We start from the raw sequence: 13,265 nt of genomic DNA on the forward strand, positions 1-13,265 counted from the left end.
TCCGATTTGCCCCACCCGCCCGTGCTTTCCATCGACATCCACACCCATATTTTGCCCGAGCGCTGGCCCGACCTGAAGGAGCGGTACGGCTACGGCGGCTTCATTCGGCTCGACCACCACAAGCCCTGCTGCGCCCGCATGATGCAGGACGACAAGTTCTTCCGCGAAGTGCAGGACAACTGCTGGGACCCGGCGGTACGGATGCGCGAGTACGACCAGTTTGGCGTGCAGGTGCAGGTGCTGAGCACGGTGCCCGTCATGTTCAGCTACTGGGCCCAGCCGCTCGACTGCCTCGATTTGAGCCAGTTGCTCAACGACCACATTGCCGACGTGGTGCACCGCTACCCTACCCGCTTCGTGGGCCTGGGCACCATTCCGATGCAGGCGCCCAAGCTAGCCATTCGGGAGCTGGAGCGCTGCATGAAAATCGGGCTGGCCGGAGTGCAGATTGGCTCGCACGTGAACGATTGGAACCTCGACGCGCCCGAGCTGTTCGAAGTATTCGCCGCCGCCGAGGAGCTGGGCGCCTGCGTGTTTGTGCACCCCTGGGACATGATGGCCCAGCAGAAAATGCCCAAATACTGGCTGCCCTGGCTGGTGGGCATGCCCGCCGAAAGCACGCTGGCCCTCTGCTCGCTCATTTTCGGCGGGGTGCTGGAGCGGCTGCCGCGCCTGCGCGTGGCAGTGGCCCACGGCGGGGGCTCGTTTGCCAGCACCATCGGCCGCATCGAGCACGGCTGGCAGGTGCGGCCCGACCTCTGTGCCATCGACAACCCGCACAACCCGCGCAACTACCTGGGCAAGTTCTGGGTCGACTCGCTGGTGCACGACCCGCTGATGCTCGACTACCTGGTGAAGACGCTGGGCGCCGACAAAATCACCCTCGGCACCGACTACCCCTTTCCGCTGGGCGAATTGGAGCCGGGCCAGCTCATCAAGTCGATGCCTTTTTCGGCCGACATCAAGGAGCGCATGCTGGGCCAGAACGCGCTCGACTGGCTGGGCCTGGCCCGCGAAACATTCCTCAGCAGTCCAAACGTCGGCCGGCAAGCCCGCTAGTTCTCGCCCCGGATGCCATAACCTTTTGTTAGCATTGGCACCGGCTTTGGGCCGACCTTTGCGGGCATGACTGCCCCGCTTACCCTCGCCCCCGCCGCCGAGCTCGACGCTGCCGATACGTTAGCTTCTTTCCGCCAGGAGTTTCACCTGCCGCCCGGCCCCGATGGCCGACCCGTCGCCTACTTCTGCGGCAACTCGCTGGGCCTGATGCCCAAAGCCGCCCGCGCCGCCGTCGAAACCGAGTTCGATACCTGGGCGCGGCTGGGCGTGGAAGGCCATTTCGAGGCGCCCTCGTTCTGGATGCACTTCCACGACACCCTCACCGAGGCCACGGCCCGACTGGTGGGCGCGCTTCCGATTGAGGTGGTGGTAATGAACAACCTGACCGTGAACCTGCACCTGCTGCTGGTCACGTTTTACCGCCCCACGGGCTCACGCTACAAGATTCTGATGGAAGGCGGCGCCTTCCCCTCCGACCAGTACGCCATCGAAAGCCAGGCCCGCCTGCACGGCCTCGACCCCGCCGACGCCATTGTGGAGCTGGTGCCGCGCCCCGGCGAGCACACCCTGCGCACCGAGGACATCGAAGCCACCATTGCCGACCTGGGCGACTCGCTGGCCACCGTCCTCATCGGCGGGGTAAACTACTACACCGGCCAAGCCTTCGATATGGCCGCCATTGCGCGCGCCGGCCACGCCGTGGGCGCCTACGTGGGCTTCGACCTGGCCCACGCCGCCGGCAACCTTGACCTGCGCCTGCACGACTGGGACGTGGATTTTGCCTGCTGGTGCACTTACAAATACCTCAACTCCGGCCCCGGCGGTACGTCGGGCGTGTTCGTGCACGAGCGGTTCGCCAACCGGCCCGACCTCGTGCGCTTGGCCGGCTGGTGGGGGCACGACGCCAGCGTGCGCTTCCAGATGAAAAAAGGCTTCCGGCCCATGCCCGGCGCGGCCGGCTGGCAGCTTTCCAATGCCCAGATTTTCCCGATGGCCATTCACCGCGCCAGCCTCGACATCCTGGACCGGGCCGGCGGCATGCCCGCCCTGCGGCGCAAGAGTGAGCAGCTCACGGCCCGCCTCGAAAGCCTTATTCGGGGCCTGAATCTTCCCACGGATAAGCTCGAAATCATCACGCCCGCCGACCCCGGCCAGCGCGGCTGCCAGCTCTCGGTGCTGGTGCACGAGCGCGGGCGCGAGCTGTTCGATTTCCTGGCCAAACAAGGCATCATCGCCGACTGGCGCGAGCCCAACGTCATCCGCTTGGCACCCGTACCGCTTTATAATTCGTTTGAGGACGTAGACCGGGTGGGCGAAGCGCTTACTCAATGGATAAATGGCTGAACGGATGAATGGTTAAACGGTTGAATAGGCGTTTTGCCATTCACTAATGCACTCGTCCAACCATTCAATAATCCACCAATTCACCTATCCAGCCATTCACCAATTCACTCACTAAAGATGGAAGATTACGCCGCCAAGATGCTGCTCAAAACCGATGCGGCCCTGCGCGAATACGTGACCGGCCATGTCCAGTACCGCGAGGCCGCCGTGCTCGCCGCCTTCGACGAGCTGCGCCGCCGCGGCCAGCCCGCCCCCGAAGAAGCGGCCCTGCGCCCCGCGCTTGAAGCCGGCGCCGCCGAGCAGGCCACCCGCGAGGCCGCCGCCGAAGCCGAGCGACAGGCAGAACAATCGGTGGACACAACGGATACGGCCGAAGCCGACGAAAACGCGCCCGCGCTGTATTCGCCGGCCACTATTGTGCTGTTTTCCATCCCATTCACGTTTCTGGCGGGCGGCGTGCTGCTGGGCCTGAACCTGTGGCGGCTGGGCCGCAAGCAGGCGCTGCTGGGCCTGGTGCTTTTCATTGGCGCCTACCTGCTGGCCGGCATGGTGGCCCTGAGCTGGGCCTTGCCGCGCTTTGGCCTGAGCCCGTGGTACGGGCCGCTGTTCAACCTGCCCGCTATTTTGGCTTATGTGCTGTGGTTTTGGCCGCGCTACGTGGGCCAGTCCGCTTACCGCAGCCGCAGCTGGCTGCCGCCGCTGCTGGTGTGCTTCGCGCTGGCCTACGGCGCTCAGCGCTTTCAGACCCGCCTGATAGAGCAGCAGCCGAAGGAAGTGCAGGACGAGTTGGAGCGCATGATGCCCAAGCAGTAATAAATCCTCCTGCCCCGTCCTTACCCGGCTTTTATCCGCATGGCGCTTTCTCCGTTGCCCCTGCCCGGCGCCGATTTACTTTTCGACCCCGAGTTCCTGCCCGAAACCGAGGCCGCCGCGCTGCTGGCGCAGCTTACCGCTGAGGTGGCCTGGGAGCAGCGCACCATCCGGCTGTTTGGGCAGGAATTTCCGCAGCCCCGCCTCGCTGCGTGGTACGGCGACGCCGAGGCCCGCTACACTTACTCCGGCCTCGCCTGGGAACCCCACCCCTGGACGGCCGCCCTGCGCGCCCTGCGCCAACGCCTGGAAACCGCCACCGGCGCCCGCTTCAACAGCGTGCTGCTGAACCTGTACCGCGACGGCCGCGACAGCATGGGCTGGCACGCCGACGACGAGCCCGAGCTTGGCCCCGCGCCCGCCATTGCCTCTCTCAGCCTGGGGGCCACGCGCCGCTTCCGGCTGCGGCCCCGGGCCGGCCTGGTGCATCCGCCCTTGTCCATTGATTTGCCTGCGGGCAGCCTCTTGCTCATGCGCGGCGCTACCCAGCAGCACTGGCAGCACGCGCTGCCCAAAACCACCCGCCCCCTGGGCCCGCGCCTGAACCTGACGTTTCGGTGGGTGGTGGACGGCGGGGCTTAGCAGCTTACTGGTTAATAGATAATGTCGGGGTGCCCGCTCAACTCGGAGAAGTAGCCGTCGCCGACTTCATAGTCGCCGACCCGGAAAGTGGGAGTCGTTTCAGGTGTTGCTTCCGGCGCATCAGGAGCCGGTGCAGCCGGCGGCTCAGATGGCGCCTGGTCGGCCCTCAACGCGGGCTCAACCGTGGTTGATTTGGGGAGAAAGGATTTGCGGGGCATCGATGAAAGGAATGATGTAGCATGAATAACCCAACCTTCTTCGGCGGCTTGCATAGCCAATCCCTCCTTTACAAGGAACATACCAAGCCCCGGCAGCGGCGGCAATGAGGCCGGCCGCCGTTGCGGGAAGAAGGGGCGCCAGGCGCATGATTAGAGTTGGGTGCCCGCTCGGTTGAACCTCAGCAAGGAAGGTTCGATGGCAGCAGGCCGGTGGCAAGGCCCACCCCGAAGCTGGCGGGCAACGAGGGCGGACTTTTGAAAGACTATGGCTAAGCCAGGGAACGGGTAGAAACGGAGGAAAAGTAGCTGACGAACTCTATTCTATCAATAATTCACAGGCTTGCCATGCACACGGCAGGCCCTTATAACAATCATATAAATAAGCACTTAATATCGAATATCCGGATGGCCATACAGCAGCAGGTCGCCTTCTTCGCTCACCACGTAGTCGCCCACCTGCAACGCTTTCCGCACGGGCTGGAGCTGCACGGGCTCGGGCAGCCGGCGCCGCCAGGCAGCCGTGCTGGGCGCGAAGCCGGTGGTGGCCAACGGCATCATTAGCTGCTGCGTGGTACGGCGGCTGGCCCGGAAGCGCCACCGGCGGTAGCTCATGCACTTGTAGCGGAAACGAAAGCGAGTCATAGCGAATGGTGATTTAGTTCTAATTCGTCAAAGGTCCGCTGCCGGTTGCCTCAGCCGGGAATTTTACGACCAGTCATATCGAATACCCGATGAGTGCAACTGTAGAGCGGATAGGAATTTGCCATCCCGGCCGGCAAAGCCGCTTGGCGTAGTAGCTTCGCCTCCCACCCGCCCTTCGGGGCCTACCACCCTCTTTCCCTCTCGTTTTATGGCTGCTGAACTGCCGTTTTCGCCCGCTGCCGAGCCGCTCACCGTGATGGGAGCCGGCCTGGTAGGCTCGTTGTTGTCTTTGTATCTGGCCCGGCGGGGGCATCCGGTGCAGGTTTTTGAGCGCCGGGCCGACCCGCGCCGCGCCGGCTTCCAGGAGGGCCGCTCCATCAACCTAGCGCTATCGGACCGGGGCTGGCGCGCCCTCGAAGGCGTGGGTGTGGCCGACGACATTCGCCAGGTGGGCATCCCGATGAGCGGGCGCGTGATGCACGACGTGCAGGGCAACCTCACGCGCCAGCCCTACGGCCAGGAGGGCCAGGCCATCTACTCCGTGAACCGCGGCCACCTCAACCGCCGCCTGCTCGACCTGGCCGAAGCCCAGCCCAACGTGCAACTCCAGTTCGGCCAGCAATGCCTGGGCATCGACCTCAAAAAGCAGGAGCTGCACCTGCGCGACGCAGCCACCCAGGCCGAGCACACCGCGCCCTACACCCGCCTGTTTGGTACCGACGGGGCTTTTTCGGCGGTGCGCGGGGCCCTGCAGCGGCAGGAGCGGTTCGACTACTCGCAGGATTACCTCGACTACGGCTACAAGGAGCTGACCATTGCGGCCGGCCCCGGCGGCGCCTGGCAGCTGGAGAAAAACGCCCTGCACATCTGGCCCCGCGGGCAGTACCTGATGATTGCGCTGCCCAACCTCGACGGCTCCTTCAACGGCACCCTGTTTTTCCCCTACGAAGGCGCCGAGAGCTTCGCCGCCCTGCAAACGCCGGCCGACGTGACCGCCTTTTTCACCCGCGTGTTTCCCGACGCGGTGCCGCTGATGCCGGAGTTGGAAAAGGAGTTTTTTGAGCACCCCACGGGCTCGCTGGTCACCATCCGCTGCTTTCCGTGGAAATTCGACGACGATGTGCTGCTGCTCGGCGATGCCTCGCACGCCATCGTGCCCTTCTACGGGCAGGGCATGAACGCCGGCTTCGAAGATTGCAGCGTGCTTAACCAGCTGCTCGACCAGCACGGCGACGCCGCCTGGCCCACCATTTTTGCCGAATTCCAGCAGCAGCGCAAGCCCAACACCGACGCCATGGCCGACCTGGCCGTGTACAACTTCGTGGAGATGCGCGACCGGGTGGCCGACCCGCGCTTCCTGCTCCAGAAGAAAATTGAGGCCAAAATCGCGGCCCAATACCCCGGCCGCTGGACGCCGCTCTACTCGCAGGTCACGTTTTCGCACACGCCCTACGCCGAGGCTTGGGCCGCCGGCCAGCGCCAGGACGCCATCATGGCCCGCCTCATGCCCCACATCGCGGCCGAAACCGACTATGACCAGCCCGAGGTGCAGGCCCTGGTGCAGCAGGAAATGGCCGACCGGCCCTAGCCCCTGCGCCCGCTAGCGCACGGCCAGCTCGGTGCCGTCGAGGGCCTGGGCAGTACCGGCCAAGCGCTGGCACAGCGCCACGTAGGTGCTGAGTTGGCCGGTATCGAGCACGCGGTGCACGGCCAGCCGGTACTCGCGCTGGGCCTGGGCCGCTTGTTCGGTGGTGGCGGCCAGGGCCAGCGCCTGCCGCTCGGCCCGGGTGAACGACTCGACGGCGTGCAGCTGCGCGCTGTTGAGCGTCAGGGCCTCGGCCAGGAACTGGGCAATACGCTGGGATTCGCGCGTTTGCCTGGTCAGGCTGGGCTCCAGGATTTCGTTGCGGGCCTCGGTTTCGGCGGCCGTCAGGGGCCGGGGCCGGCGGGCGGCCTGCGCACCTAACGTGCTACCAATCAGCAAAAACCACAACAGGGCCGGACGACGTAACTTCAACATAAAGAAAAAAGCAGAAGCGGAGCCTCAACCAGCGGACTCATTCTGTGTTAATTGCAGTCATCAAAGCTATTCAGCGGACTTTGCCGGCATTTTCGCCGGTAGACGGTCGTCGGCTTTTCCTCTGCGAGTTGTTACTTTATACCGGCGAACGTCCTATTGCTTTTGCCTCTACTCTTCCTTTCCTCAGTCTATGTTAACATGCGCCATCATTGACGACGATGAAATCAACCGCCTGACGCTTGAGCACTACATCGAACTCACGCCCAACCTCAAGCTGATGGCCTCGTTGGGCGATGGCATTGCCGGGCTTACGTTCTTCCGCGAGGGCAACAAAGTGGACGTGCTGTTTCTGGACATCGAGATGCCCCACCTCAACGGCCTGGAGCTACTGCGGGTGCTCACCGACCCGCCCGAGGTCATCATCACCACCGCCCGCCAGGATTTTGCCGTCGATGCCTTCGAGCTGCGCGTGACCGATTATCTGGTAAAGCCCTTCGATTTTGCCCGTTTCACGCAGGCCGTGCAGCGGGTGCAGTCGCGCGCCAGCCACAACGGCGCGGCCGCGGCCACTTCGGCACCCGACGCGCCGGCCAACGCCGACCTGTTTGTGAAGGTGAACAGCCGCATGGTGCGCATCAACTTCGATGAGGTGTTGTACGTGGAGGCGCTGTCCGATTACGTCAACATCGTGACAGCTAAGCAGAAATACATTGTTTACACCACCCTCAAGGCGCTGGAAACCCGGCTGGCTCCTTTTGCGAACTTCATTCGGGTGCACCGCAGCTACCTGCTGAACACCCAGCACATCGAGTCCATCGAAGACAACACCGCCAACCTGCGCGGTGGCCATTTTGTGCCCATCGGCAAGTCGTACCAGGAAGCTTTCTACAAGGGTTTGCAGCGGATTTAGTGTTGGAGCAGATTCAAAATTTAGCCGATAGGTATTTTACAAGAACGTCATGCTGAGCGCCGCCGAAGCATCTCTACCGCACAAGTAATCGAATTTACTGCTGTGGCAGAAATGCTTCGGCGGCGCTCAGCATGACGTTTTTTCTGCCGGTGGCTTAAACCTCGTCCGGCGTTTGAACCACCTGCTGATACGCCGGCAACTCGTAGAAAGGGCGCAGCAGGCGCACCACGTCCAGGGCATCGGCCAGGGCCTCGTGGGCCACTTCGCGGTCGGGGAAGCGGGCGCGGGCCTTGCAGATGCTCATGCTGGGCAGGCGCGAGTCTTTGTGCCAGTTGAGGTAAAAGGCGGCGGGGTCGAGCATGGCCGGCTCGGCGCGCACCAGGGTGCCGTAACCGGGCAGCTCTTTTAGAAACCCCAGGTCAAAAACGCCAATGTTTTTGCCGGCCATCGTGACGGAAACGCAGTCTTTCGCATCGGCCTTGAAGCCGTGGGCCAGCAGAAATGCGCGGAGCTGCGACAGCAACTCATCGGGCGTGCAAAGCTCGGGGTTGGGTTCTTTTTGGGCCAGCTCCTGCAGCAGGCGGGCATTGAGGGCCAGGGCGCCGGCCGTGCCCACGTACTCGGGGTGGCGCACCACGCGCCGGAAGGCGGGCAGCGCGGCCAGCGGCAACGGGCGGCGCGAGTCTTCAATGACGGCCGCCAATTCCAGAATCTGGTGGCGGCGGGGGTTCGAGCCGGAGGTTTCGAGGTCGAGGGAAACGTAGCGCATGGACTTCGTTTACGGCGGAGCAGCGGGTGGCGTCGAGGAATGGACGGTTTTTTGAGTTTTGTTGAAGAAAGAACGTCATGCTGAGCGGAGTCGAAGCATCTCTACCGCAGTGGTAAATAAATTACTATTGCAGTAGAGATGCTTCGACTCCGCTCAGCATGACGGCCTTTTTTCCAATAACTCCAACTCACCCCCCAAATACCTTTTTCAGCAGTTCGGTGGTGCGGGCCACGGGGTTTTGGCGGATGTTAGCTTCTTCCTGGGCGATGAGGGTGAAGAGGCCGTCGATGGCCTTGCCGGTGGCATACTGGTTGAGGTCGGTTTGCACGGGCTGTACCAGCGGAATCCGGTTGTAGGTGGTGCTCAGCTGGGTGTAGTACTTGGTGGCGCCCACCTTGTCAAGGCTTTGCTGAATGATAGGCTGAAACGCGGTGGTGAGCTGGCCCGTGGTGGTGCGCTTAAGGTACTGGGTGGCCGCGTCCGGCTGCCCGCTCAGAATATTCCACACATCGGTGAAGGTCAGGCTCTTGATGGCATTCAGGAAAATAGGCTTGGCGCTCTTGGCGGCGTCTTCGGCCCCGCGGTTCAGGCTCAGCTCGAAGGCATCGACCTGGCTGCCCAGACCGAGGGCGCGCAGCTTGGTGGCCACCCGCTGGGCATCGGGCGGAAACGGAATGCGGATGAGCGAGTTCAGGTTGAAGCCGTCAGTTTTGGAGGCCTGGTCGGCGCCCTTGCTGATGCCCTGAATAAGGGCTTCCTTGAGGCCGTTGGCAGCGTCGGTATTGCTCACGTCGGCGGGAGCGGTGCCGGTGGCGGGTTTGCCCACAGTGGGCAGCTTGATGTTGCCGATTTTAGGTAGGGAAATCTGGGCCGAACCGGGGCGGGCTGCGCCCAGCACAAGGGCCAGCAGCAAAAAGTAGTTTTTCATAAAATCACGCGAAGCGATAAGGGCAAATAGCCCGCCGGGTGCGGCCCGGGCGGATTTGTAGTCTGGAGTGCCAGCAAACTTAGCCGCCTCCTGCCGCCCTGCCGCCGCGTTATCGACCACCGGGCAACCTCTCACGACCGGCGCCGGTCATCCATCGGCTGGACCGGCTTGCATTCGGGGCGCAGGCCCTTGTCTGGCCAGGGATTAGGCCGCTGGGCCCAAAATTTATCTCACAAAAAGCTGGTATAATGACACCCCGCGCGATAACGCTTCATTTTTCGGTGGCACCCGGGCCCGGTTTGTTGCGTCCAGGCCCTAGCTTAGGGGTTCCTTACTGCCACATTCCATCCTTTCCATGAAGTTTCCACGCGTTGCCGGGCTGGCATTGCTTTGCATTCCGTTGTTTGGCCACTTAGCGGCGGGCCAGGCCGCTGCGCCCGATGCCGCGCTGGCGGCGGCCGTGGCCACGGCCGCGCAGCAGTATACGGCGGGTTTGCCGCTGCCCTCGCAGCTCTACAACGGCCCCGAATACATCGACTACGCCAAGCCCTATAAACAGGTGATGGGGCACCAGTTTTTTGAGGAGCCCACCCGGCAGCCGGGGGCCGTGTTCTACAACGGCCATTACTTCAACAACCTGCTGCTGGCCTACGACGTGGTGCACGACCAGGTGGTGCTCTCGCCGCCCCGCAGCCCGCTTTCGCTGCGGCTCATCAACGACAACGTGCGCTCGTTTTCGCTCAACCAGCACCGCTTCGTGCGGCTGGTGGCCGACAGCGCCAACCGCCGCGTCATCGACACGGGCTTTTACGAAGTGCTGCTCGACGCCCCCGTGCAGGTGCTGGCCCGGCGCTCGAAGCGGATGCAGGAGCACGTGGGGCAGCAAATCGTGAGTGTAGAGTTTGTGCCCCAGGACGAGCTGTTCCTCAAAAAGGCGGGTACCTATTACCCCGTGAGCCGGAAATCGGCGGCGCTGCGCGTGTTTGCCGACCGCGGCAAGGAGGTGCAAGAGTATGCGAAAGCCCAAAAGCTGTCTTTCAAGAAGGCAAAGTTTGAGGCTTCGCTGGTGCAGCTGGCCGGCTACTATTCCGGGCTGGCCGCGCGGTAGGGGCCGGCCGTTTCTGCTTTTTAGCGTTATCGATTTTCTTTCATGAAACATTGCTATTCTACCTGTTGCAGCCTGTTGCTGCTGCTGCTGCTGAGTTTGACCGGCTACGGGCAACAAGCCGAAAAAACCGTGACCGGCGATTTCAACCACGTGCAGTTTGAGCAGTTTGCCAGCCAGGTGGAAGCCCAGACGGCCTACCGCTTCTACTTCGACCCCGCGGCCGTGGACAGCCTTTTTGTGACGCTGCGGGTGCAGGCCCAGCCCGTGGATGCCGTGCTGCGCGAAGCCCTGCAAAACACGAAGTTCCGCTTCGCCGTCGACGACGAGCGCCGCGTGTTTGTGACCCGCGGCGCGGTGATTTCGGGCGCTCCGGCCGCCGATTTCTACGAGCCCCGGCCCGTGGCCCCGGCCGCACTGGCCCAGGCCGATGCCGACCCCGGCGCCCCCGCGCCCACCCGCTCGCGCCTCATCAGCGCCTCCGAGTACAAGGTGTATGAGATTGGGGCCGGGGGCGGCGGCGGACGGGTCACGCTGGCTGGCCACATCCGCGACCAGAAATCGGGCGAGCCGGTGATTGGGGCGTCCATCGTGGCCGAGTCGCTCAACGTGGGCGCCACCACCGACCAGTTCGGCTCCTATTCGCTCACGCTGCCGGCCGGGCGCTACGACCTGAAAATCCGGGGCCTGGGCATCAAGAACACCAAGCGGCAGGTGGTGCTACGCGGCAATGGCAAGCTGGAGATTGAGGTGGAAGAAGATATCGTCACCCTGAAGGAAGTGGTGATTGAGGCCGAGAAAGACAAGAATGTATCGGGCATGCAAATGGGCCTGGAGAAGCTGGACATCAAGACCATGCGCCAGGTGCCCACGGCTTTTGGCGAGACGGATATTCTGCGCGTCATCATGACCTTGCCGGGCGTGAAAACGGTGGGCGAGGGCAGCACCGGCCTCAACGTGCGCGGCGGCGCCACCGACCAGAACCTGATTCTGTTCAACGACGCCACCATCTACAACCCGTCGCACCTGTTCGGCTTTTTCTCGGCCTTCAACCCCGACATTCTGCAGGGCGTGGAGTTGTACAAGAGCGCCATACCGGCCAAGTACGGCGGGCGCCTGGCCTCGGTGCTCGACATCACGACCCGCGAGGGCAACAAGAAAAAGCTGGGCGGCGCGGGCGGCATCGGGCCGCTCACCAGCCGCGTCACGCTGGAGGGGCCCATTGTGAAGGACAAAAGCTCGTTCATTGTGAGCGGCCGGGCCAGCTATTCGGACTGGATTCTGAAGCAGCTGTCGGACCGGAACTTTGCGAAGAGCGCGGCGGCCTTTTACGACGTCACGGCCCACGTTACGCACGAGTTCAACGAGAAGAATTCGCTCTACGCCACGGGCTATTTCAGCTCCGACCGGTTCCGGCTGGCCAGCGACACCACCTACAGCTACCGCAACCAGGCCGCCAGCCTAAAGTGGCGCCACAACTTCAACAACCAGCTCTACGGCGTGCTTACGGGCACCTACAGCCACTACGACTACGACGTGACGACCACCCAGAACCCGGTGTCGGCCTCGCAGCTCAAGTACGCCATCGGCCAGTCGGGCCTGCGGGCCGATTTTACCTACTATCCCAACAACCGGCACACCATCGACTTCGGCGGCAGCACGCTGCTCTACAACATCGAGCCGGGCAGCTTCCTGCCGCTGGGCGAAAAGTCGCTGATTCGGCCCGACGTGCTGAGCAAAGAGCGCGCCCTGGAAAGCGCCCTCTACGTGTCGGATAAGTTCGACATCACCTCGCGCTTCTCGGTTTCGGCGGGCCTGCGTTTCTCGTTCTTCCAGGCGCTGGGGCCGCGCGATGTATACCAGTACGCCCCCGGCCAGTCGCGCTCCGAAGCCACCATCACCGACACGGTGCGGTACGGCTCGAACAAGGTGCTGGCTTCGTACCAGGGGCCGGAGTACCGGCTGTCGGCGCGCTACTCGCTCAACGATAAGTCGTCGGTGAAGGCGAGCTACACCCGCACGCGCCAGTACATTCACCAGCTCACGAACACGGCCTCGGTGTCGCCGACCGACGTGTGGAAGCTGAGCGACAACAACATCCGGCCGCAGGTGGGTGACCAGTACTCGCTGGGCTACTACCGCAACTTCAAGTCGAACACCATCGAGGTGTCGGTGGAAGGTTACTACAAAACCCTGCGCGACTTTGTGGACTACAAGAGCGGCGCCACGCTGGTGCTCAACCACCACATCGAAACCGACATCATCAACGCCGCGGGCAAGGCCTACGGGGTGGAATTTTTCGTAAAAAAGCTCACCGGCAAGCTCAACGGCTGGGTGGGCTACACTTATTCCCGCTCGCTGGTGCAGGTGAACGCGGCCACCACCTCCGACATGGTGAACGGCGGCCAGTACTACCCCAGCAACTTCGACAAGCCGCACGATTTCACACTGGTGGGCAACTACCGCTTCTCGCGCCGCTTCAGCACCAGCGTGAACGCCACCTACAGCACGGGCCGGCCCATCACGCTGCCGCTGGCCAAGTACTACCTCAACAACTCGCTGCGCGTGTACTACTCCGACCGCAACGCCTACCGCGTGCCCGACTACTACCGCGTCGACCTGGCCCTCAACATCGAAGGCAGCCACAAGGTGAAGAAACTGGCCCATAGCTCCTGGACGGTGGGCGTGTACAACCTCACCGGCCGCCGCAACCCGTATTCCGTCTATTTTAAATCGGTGGCCGGCCAGATTAAAGGCTACCAGCTGTCCATTTTCGGCAACCCGATTCCGACCGTCACTTACAACTTCAAGTTCTGAT

General features: G+C 63.1%; 13 protein-coding genes. 8 read left to right on the top strand and 5 right to left on the bottom strand.

The window, feature by feature from the left end; all coding sequences use genetic code 11:
- Positions 1-6: 6 nt before the first annotated feature.
- The 4 genes from Q4S41_RS04210 to Q4S41_RS04225 all read left to right on the top strand — a co-directional run bounded on the left by Q4S41_RS04210 (position 7) and on the right by Q4S41_RS04225 (position 3,855).
- Positions 7-1,059, top strand: coding sequence for an amidohydrolase family protein (locus Q4S41_RS04210; protein WP_305029859.1), 1,053 nt, complete (start codon positions 7-9; stop codon positions 1,057-1,059).
- 66 nt (positions 1,060-1,125) lie between these two features.
- Entirely contained in the window at positions 1,126-2,403 is a 1,278-nt protein-coding gene (kynU, locus tag Q4S41_RS04215; protein WP_305029860.1) for a kynureninase, read from the top strand.
- A gap of 117 nt (positions 2,404-2,520) precedes the next feature.
- Positions 2,521-3,216, top strand: a complete 696-nt coding sequence (locus Q4S41_RS04220) for a hypothetical protein (RefSeq protein WP_305029861.1) — start codon at positions 2,521-2,523, stop codon at positions 3,214-3,216.
- A 39-nt stretch (positions 3,217-3,255) separates the two neighbouring features.
- Positions 3,256-3,855 (top strand): alpha-ketoglutarate-dependent dioxygenase AlkB family protein, encoded by a 600-nt coding sequence (locus tag Q4S41_RS04225; RefSeq protein WP_305029862.1) that lies wholly within the window; start codon positions 3,256-3,258, stop codon positions 3,853-3,855.
- Between the two features lie 11 nt (positions 3,856-3,866).
- On the opposite strand, the gene Q4S41_RS04230 is transcribed toward Q4S41_RS04225, so the two are convergent.
- Positions 3,867-4,073, bottom strand: coding sequence for a hypothetical protein (locus tag Q4S41_RS04230; RefSeq protein ID WP_305029863.1), 207 nt, complete (start codon positions 4,071-4,073; stop codon positions 3,867-3,869).
- Positions 4,074-4,460: 387 nt separating this feature from the next.
- Positions 4,461-4,715, bottom strand: coding sequence for a hypothetical protein (locus Q4S41_RS04235; protein ID WP_305029864.1), 255 nt, complete (start codon positions 4,713-4,715; stop codon positions 4,461-4,463).
- A gap of 208 nt (positions 4,716-4,923) precedes the next feature.
- On the opposite strand from Q4S41_RS04235, the gene Q4S41_RS04240 reads away from it, so the two are divergent.
- Positions 4,924-6,303 carry an FAD-dependent oxidoreductase gene (locus Q4S41_RS04240; protein WP_305029865.1) on the top strand — a complete coding sequence of 460 codons (1,380 nt, stop codon included), beginning with the start codon at positions 4,924-4,926 and terminating at the stop codon, positions 6,301-6,303.
- 12 nt (positions 6,304-6,315) lie between these two features.
- On the opposite strand, the gene Q4S41_RS04245 is transcribed toward Q4S41_RS04240, so the two are convergent.
- Positions 6,316-6,735, bottom strand: coding sequence for a hypothetical protein (locus Q4S41_RS04245; protein ID WP_305029866.1), 420 nt, complete (start codon positions 6,733-6,735; stop codon positions 6,316-6,318).
- 190 nt (positions 6,736-6,925) lie between these two features.
- Here Q4S41_RS04245 and Q4S41_RS04250 point away from each other — a divergent pair, with 190 nt between their 5' ends.
- The gene (locus Q4S41_RS04250; RefSeq protein WP_305029867.1) at positions 6,926-7,645 is read left to right on the top strand and encodes a LytR/AlgR family response regulator transcription factor; all 720 of its coding nucleotides are present in this window, start codon (positions 6,926-6,928) and stop codon (positions 7,643-7,645) included.
- Positions 7,646-7,799: 154 nt separating this feature from the next.
- Here the strand turns inward: Q4S41_RS04250 and Q4S41_RS04255 are convergent, their stop codons facing one another.
- Both Q4S41_RS04255 and Q4S41_RS04260 read right to left on the bottom strand, forming a co-directional pair.
- Positions 7,800-8,414: a hypothetical protein gene (locus Q4S41_RS04255; protein WP_305029868.1), complete on the bottom strand. Its 615-nt coding sequence runs from the start codon at positions 8,412-8,414 to the stop codon at positions 7,800-7,802.
- A gap of 187 nt (positions 8,415-8,601) precedes the next feature.
- Positions 8,602-9,342 carry a DUF4197 domain-containing protein gene (locus Q4S41_RS04260; RefSeq protein WP_305029869.1) on the bottom strand — a complete coding sequence of 247 codons (741 nt, stop codon included), beginning with the start codon at positions 9,340-9,342 and terminating at the stop codon, positions 8,602-8,604.
- A gap of 355 nt (positions 9,343-9,697) precedes the next feature.
- Here Q4S41_RS04260 and Q4S41_RS04265 point away from each other — a divergent pair, with 355 nt between their 5' ends.
- Both Q4S41_RS04265 and Q4S41_RS04270 read left to right on the top strand, forming a co-directional pair.
- Positions 9,698-10,450, top strand: coding sequence for a hypothetical protein (locus Q4S41_RS04265; RefSeq protein WP_305029870.1), 753 nt, complete (start codon positions 9,698-9,700; stop codon positions 10,448-10,450).
- A gap of 42 nt (positions 10,451-10,492) precedes the next feature.
- Positions 10,493-13,264 carry a TonB-dependent receptor gene (locus Q4S41_RS04270; protein WP_305029871.1) on the top strand — a complete coding sequence of 924 codons (2,772 nt, stop codon included), beginning with the start codon at positions 10,493-10,495 and terminating at the stop codon, positions 13,262-13,264.
- Position 13,265: the final 1 nt, after the last annotated feature.

Source organism: Hymenobacter convexus (genome assembly GCF_030580955.1).
Taxonomy (GTDB): domain Bacteria; phylum Bacteroidota; class Bacteroidia; order Cytophagales; family Hymenobacteraceae; genus Hymenobacter.

Coding starts and splice junctions, on each gene's coding strand:
- Q4S41_RS04250 (WP_305029867.1), top strand. CDS start 6,926: ATGTTAACATGCGCCATCATTGACGACGATGAAATCAACCGCCTGACG.
- Q4S41_RS04260 (WP_305029869.1), bottom strand. CDS start 9,342: ATGAAAAACTACTTTTTGCTGCTGGCCCTTGTGCTGGGCGCAGCCCGC.
- Q4S41_RS04240 (WP_305029865.1), top strand. CDS start 4,924: ATGGCTGCTGAACTGCCGTTTTCGCCCGCTGCCGAGCCGCTCACCGTG.
- Q4S41_RS04265 (WP_305029870.1), top strand. CDS start 9,698: ATGAAGTTTCCACGCGTTGCCGGGCTGGCATTGCTTTGCATTCCGTTG.
- Q4S41_RS04270 (WP_305029871.1), top strand. CDS start 10,493: ATGAAACATTGCTATTCTACCTGTTGCAGCCTGTTGCTGCTGCTGCTG.
- Q4S41_RS04245 (WP_305029866.1), bottom strand. CDS start 6,735: ATGTTGAAGTTACGTCGTCCGGCCCTGTTGTGGTTTTTGCTGATTGGT.
- Q4S41_RS04235 (WP_305029864.1), bottom strand. CDS start 4,715: ATGACTCGCTTTCGTTTCCGCTACAAGTGCATGAGCTACCGCCGGTGG.
- Q4S41_RS04255 (WP_305029868.1), bottom strand. CDS start 8,414: ATGCGCTACGTTTCCCTCGACCTCGAAACCTCCGGCTCGAACCCCCGC.
- Q4S41_RS04225 (WP_305029862.1), top strand. CDS start 3,256: ATGGCGCTTTCTCCGTTGCCCCTGCCCGGCGCCGATTTACTTTTCGAC.
- Q4S41_RS04230 (WP_305029863.1), bottom strand. CDS start 4,073: ATGCCCCGCAAATCCTTTCTCCCCAAATCAACCACGGTTGAGCCCGCG.
- kynU (WP_305029860.1), top strand. CDS start 1,126: ATGACTGCCCCGCTTACCCTCGCCCCCGCCGCCGAGCTCGACGCTGCC.
- Q4S41_RS04220 (WP_305029861.1), top strand. CDS start 2,521: ATGGAAGATTACGCCGCCAAGATGCTGCTCAAAACCGATGCGGCCCTG.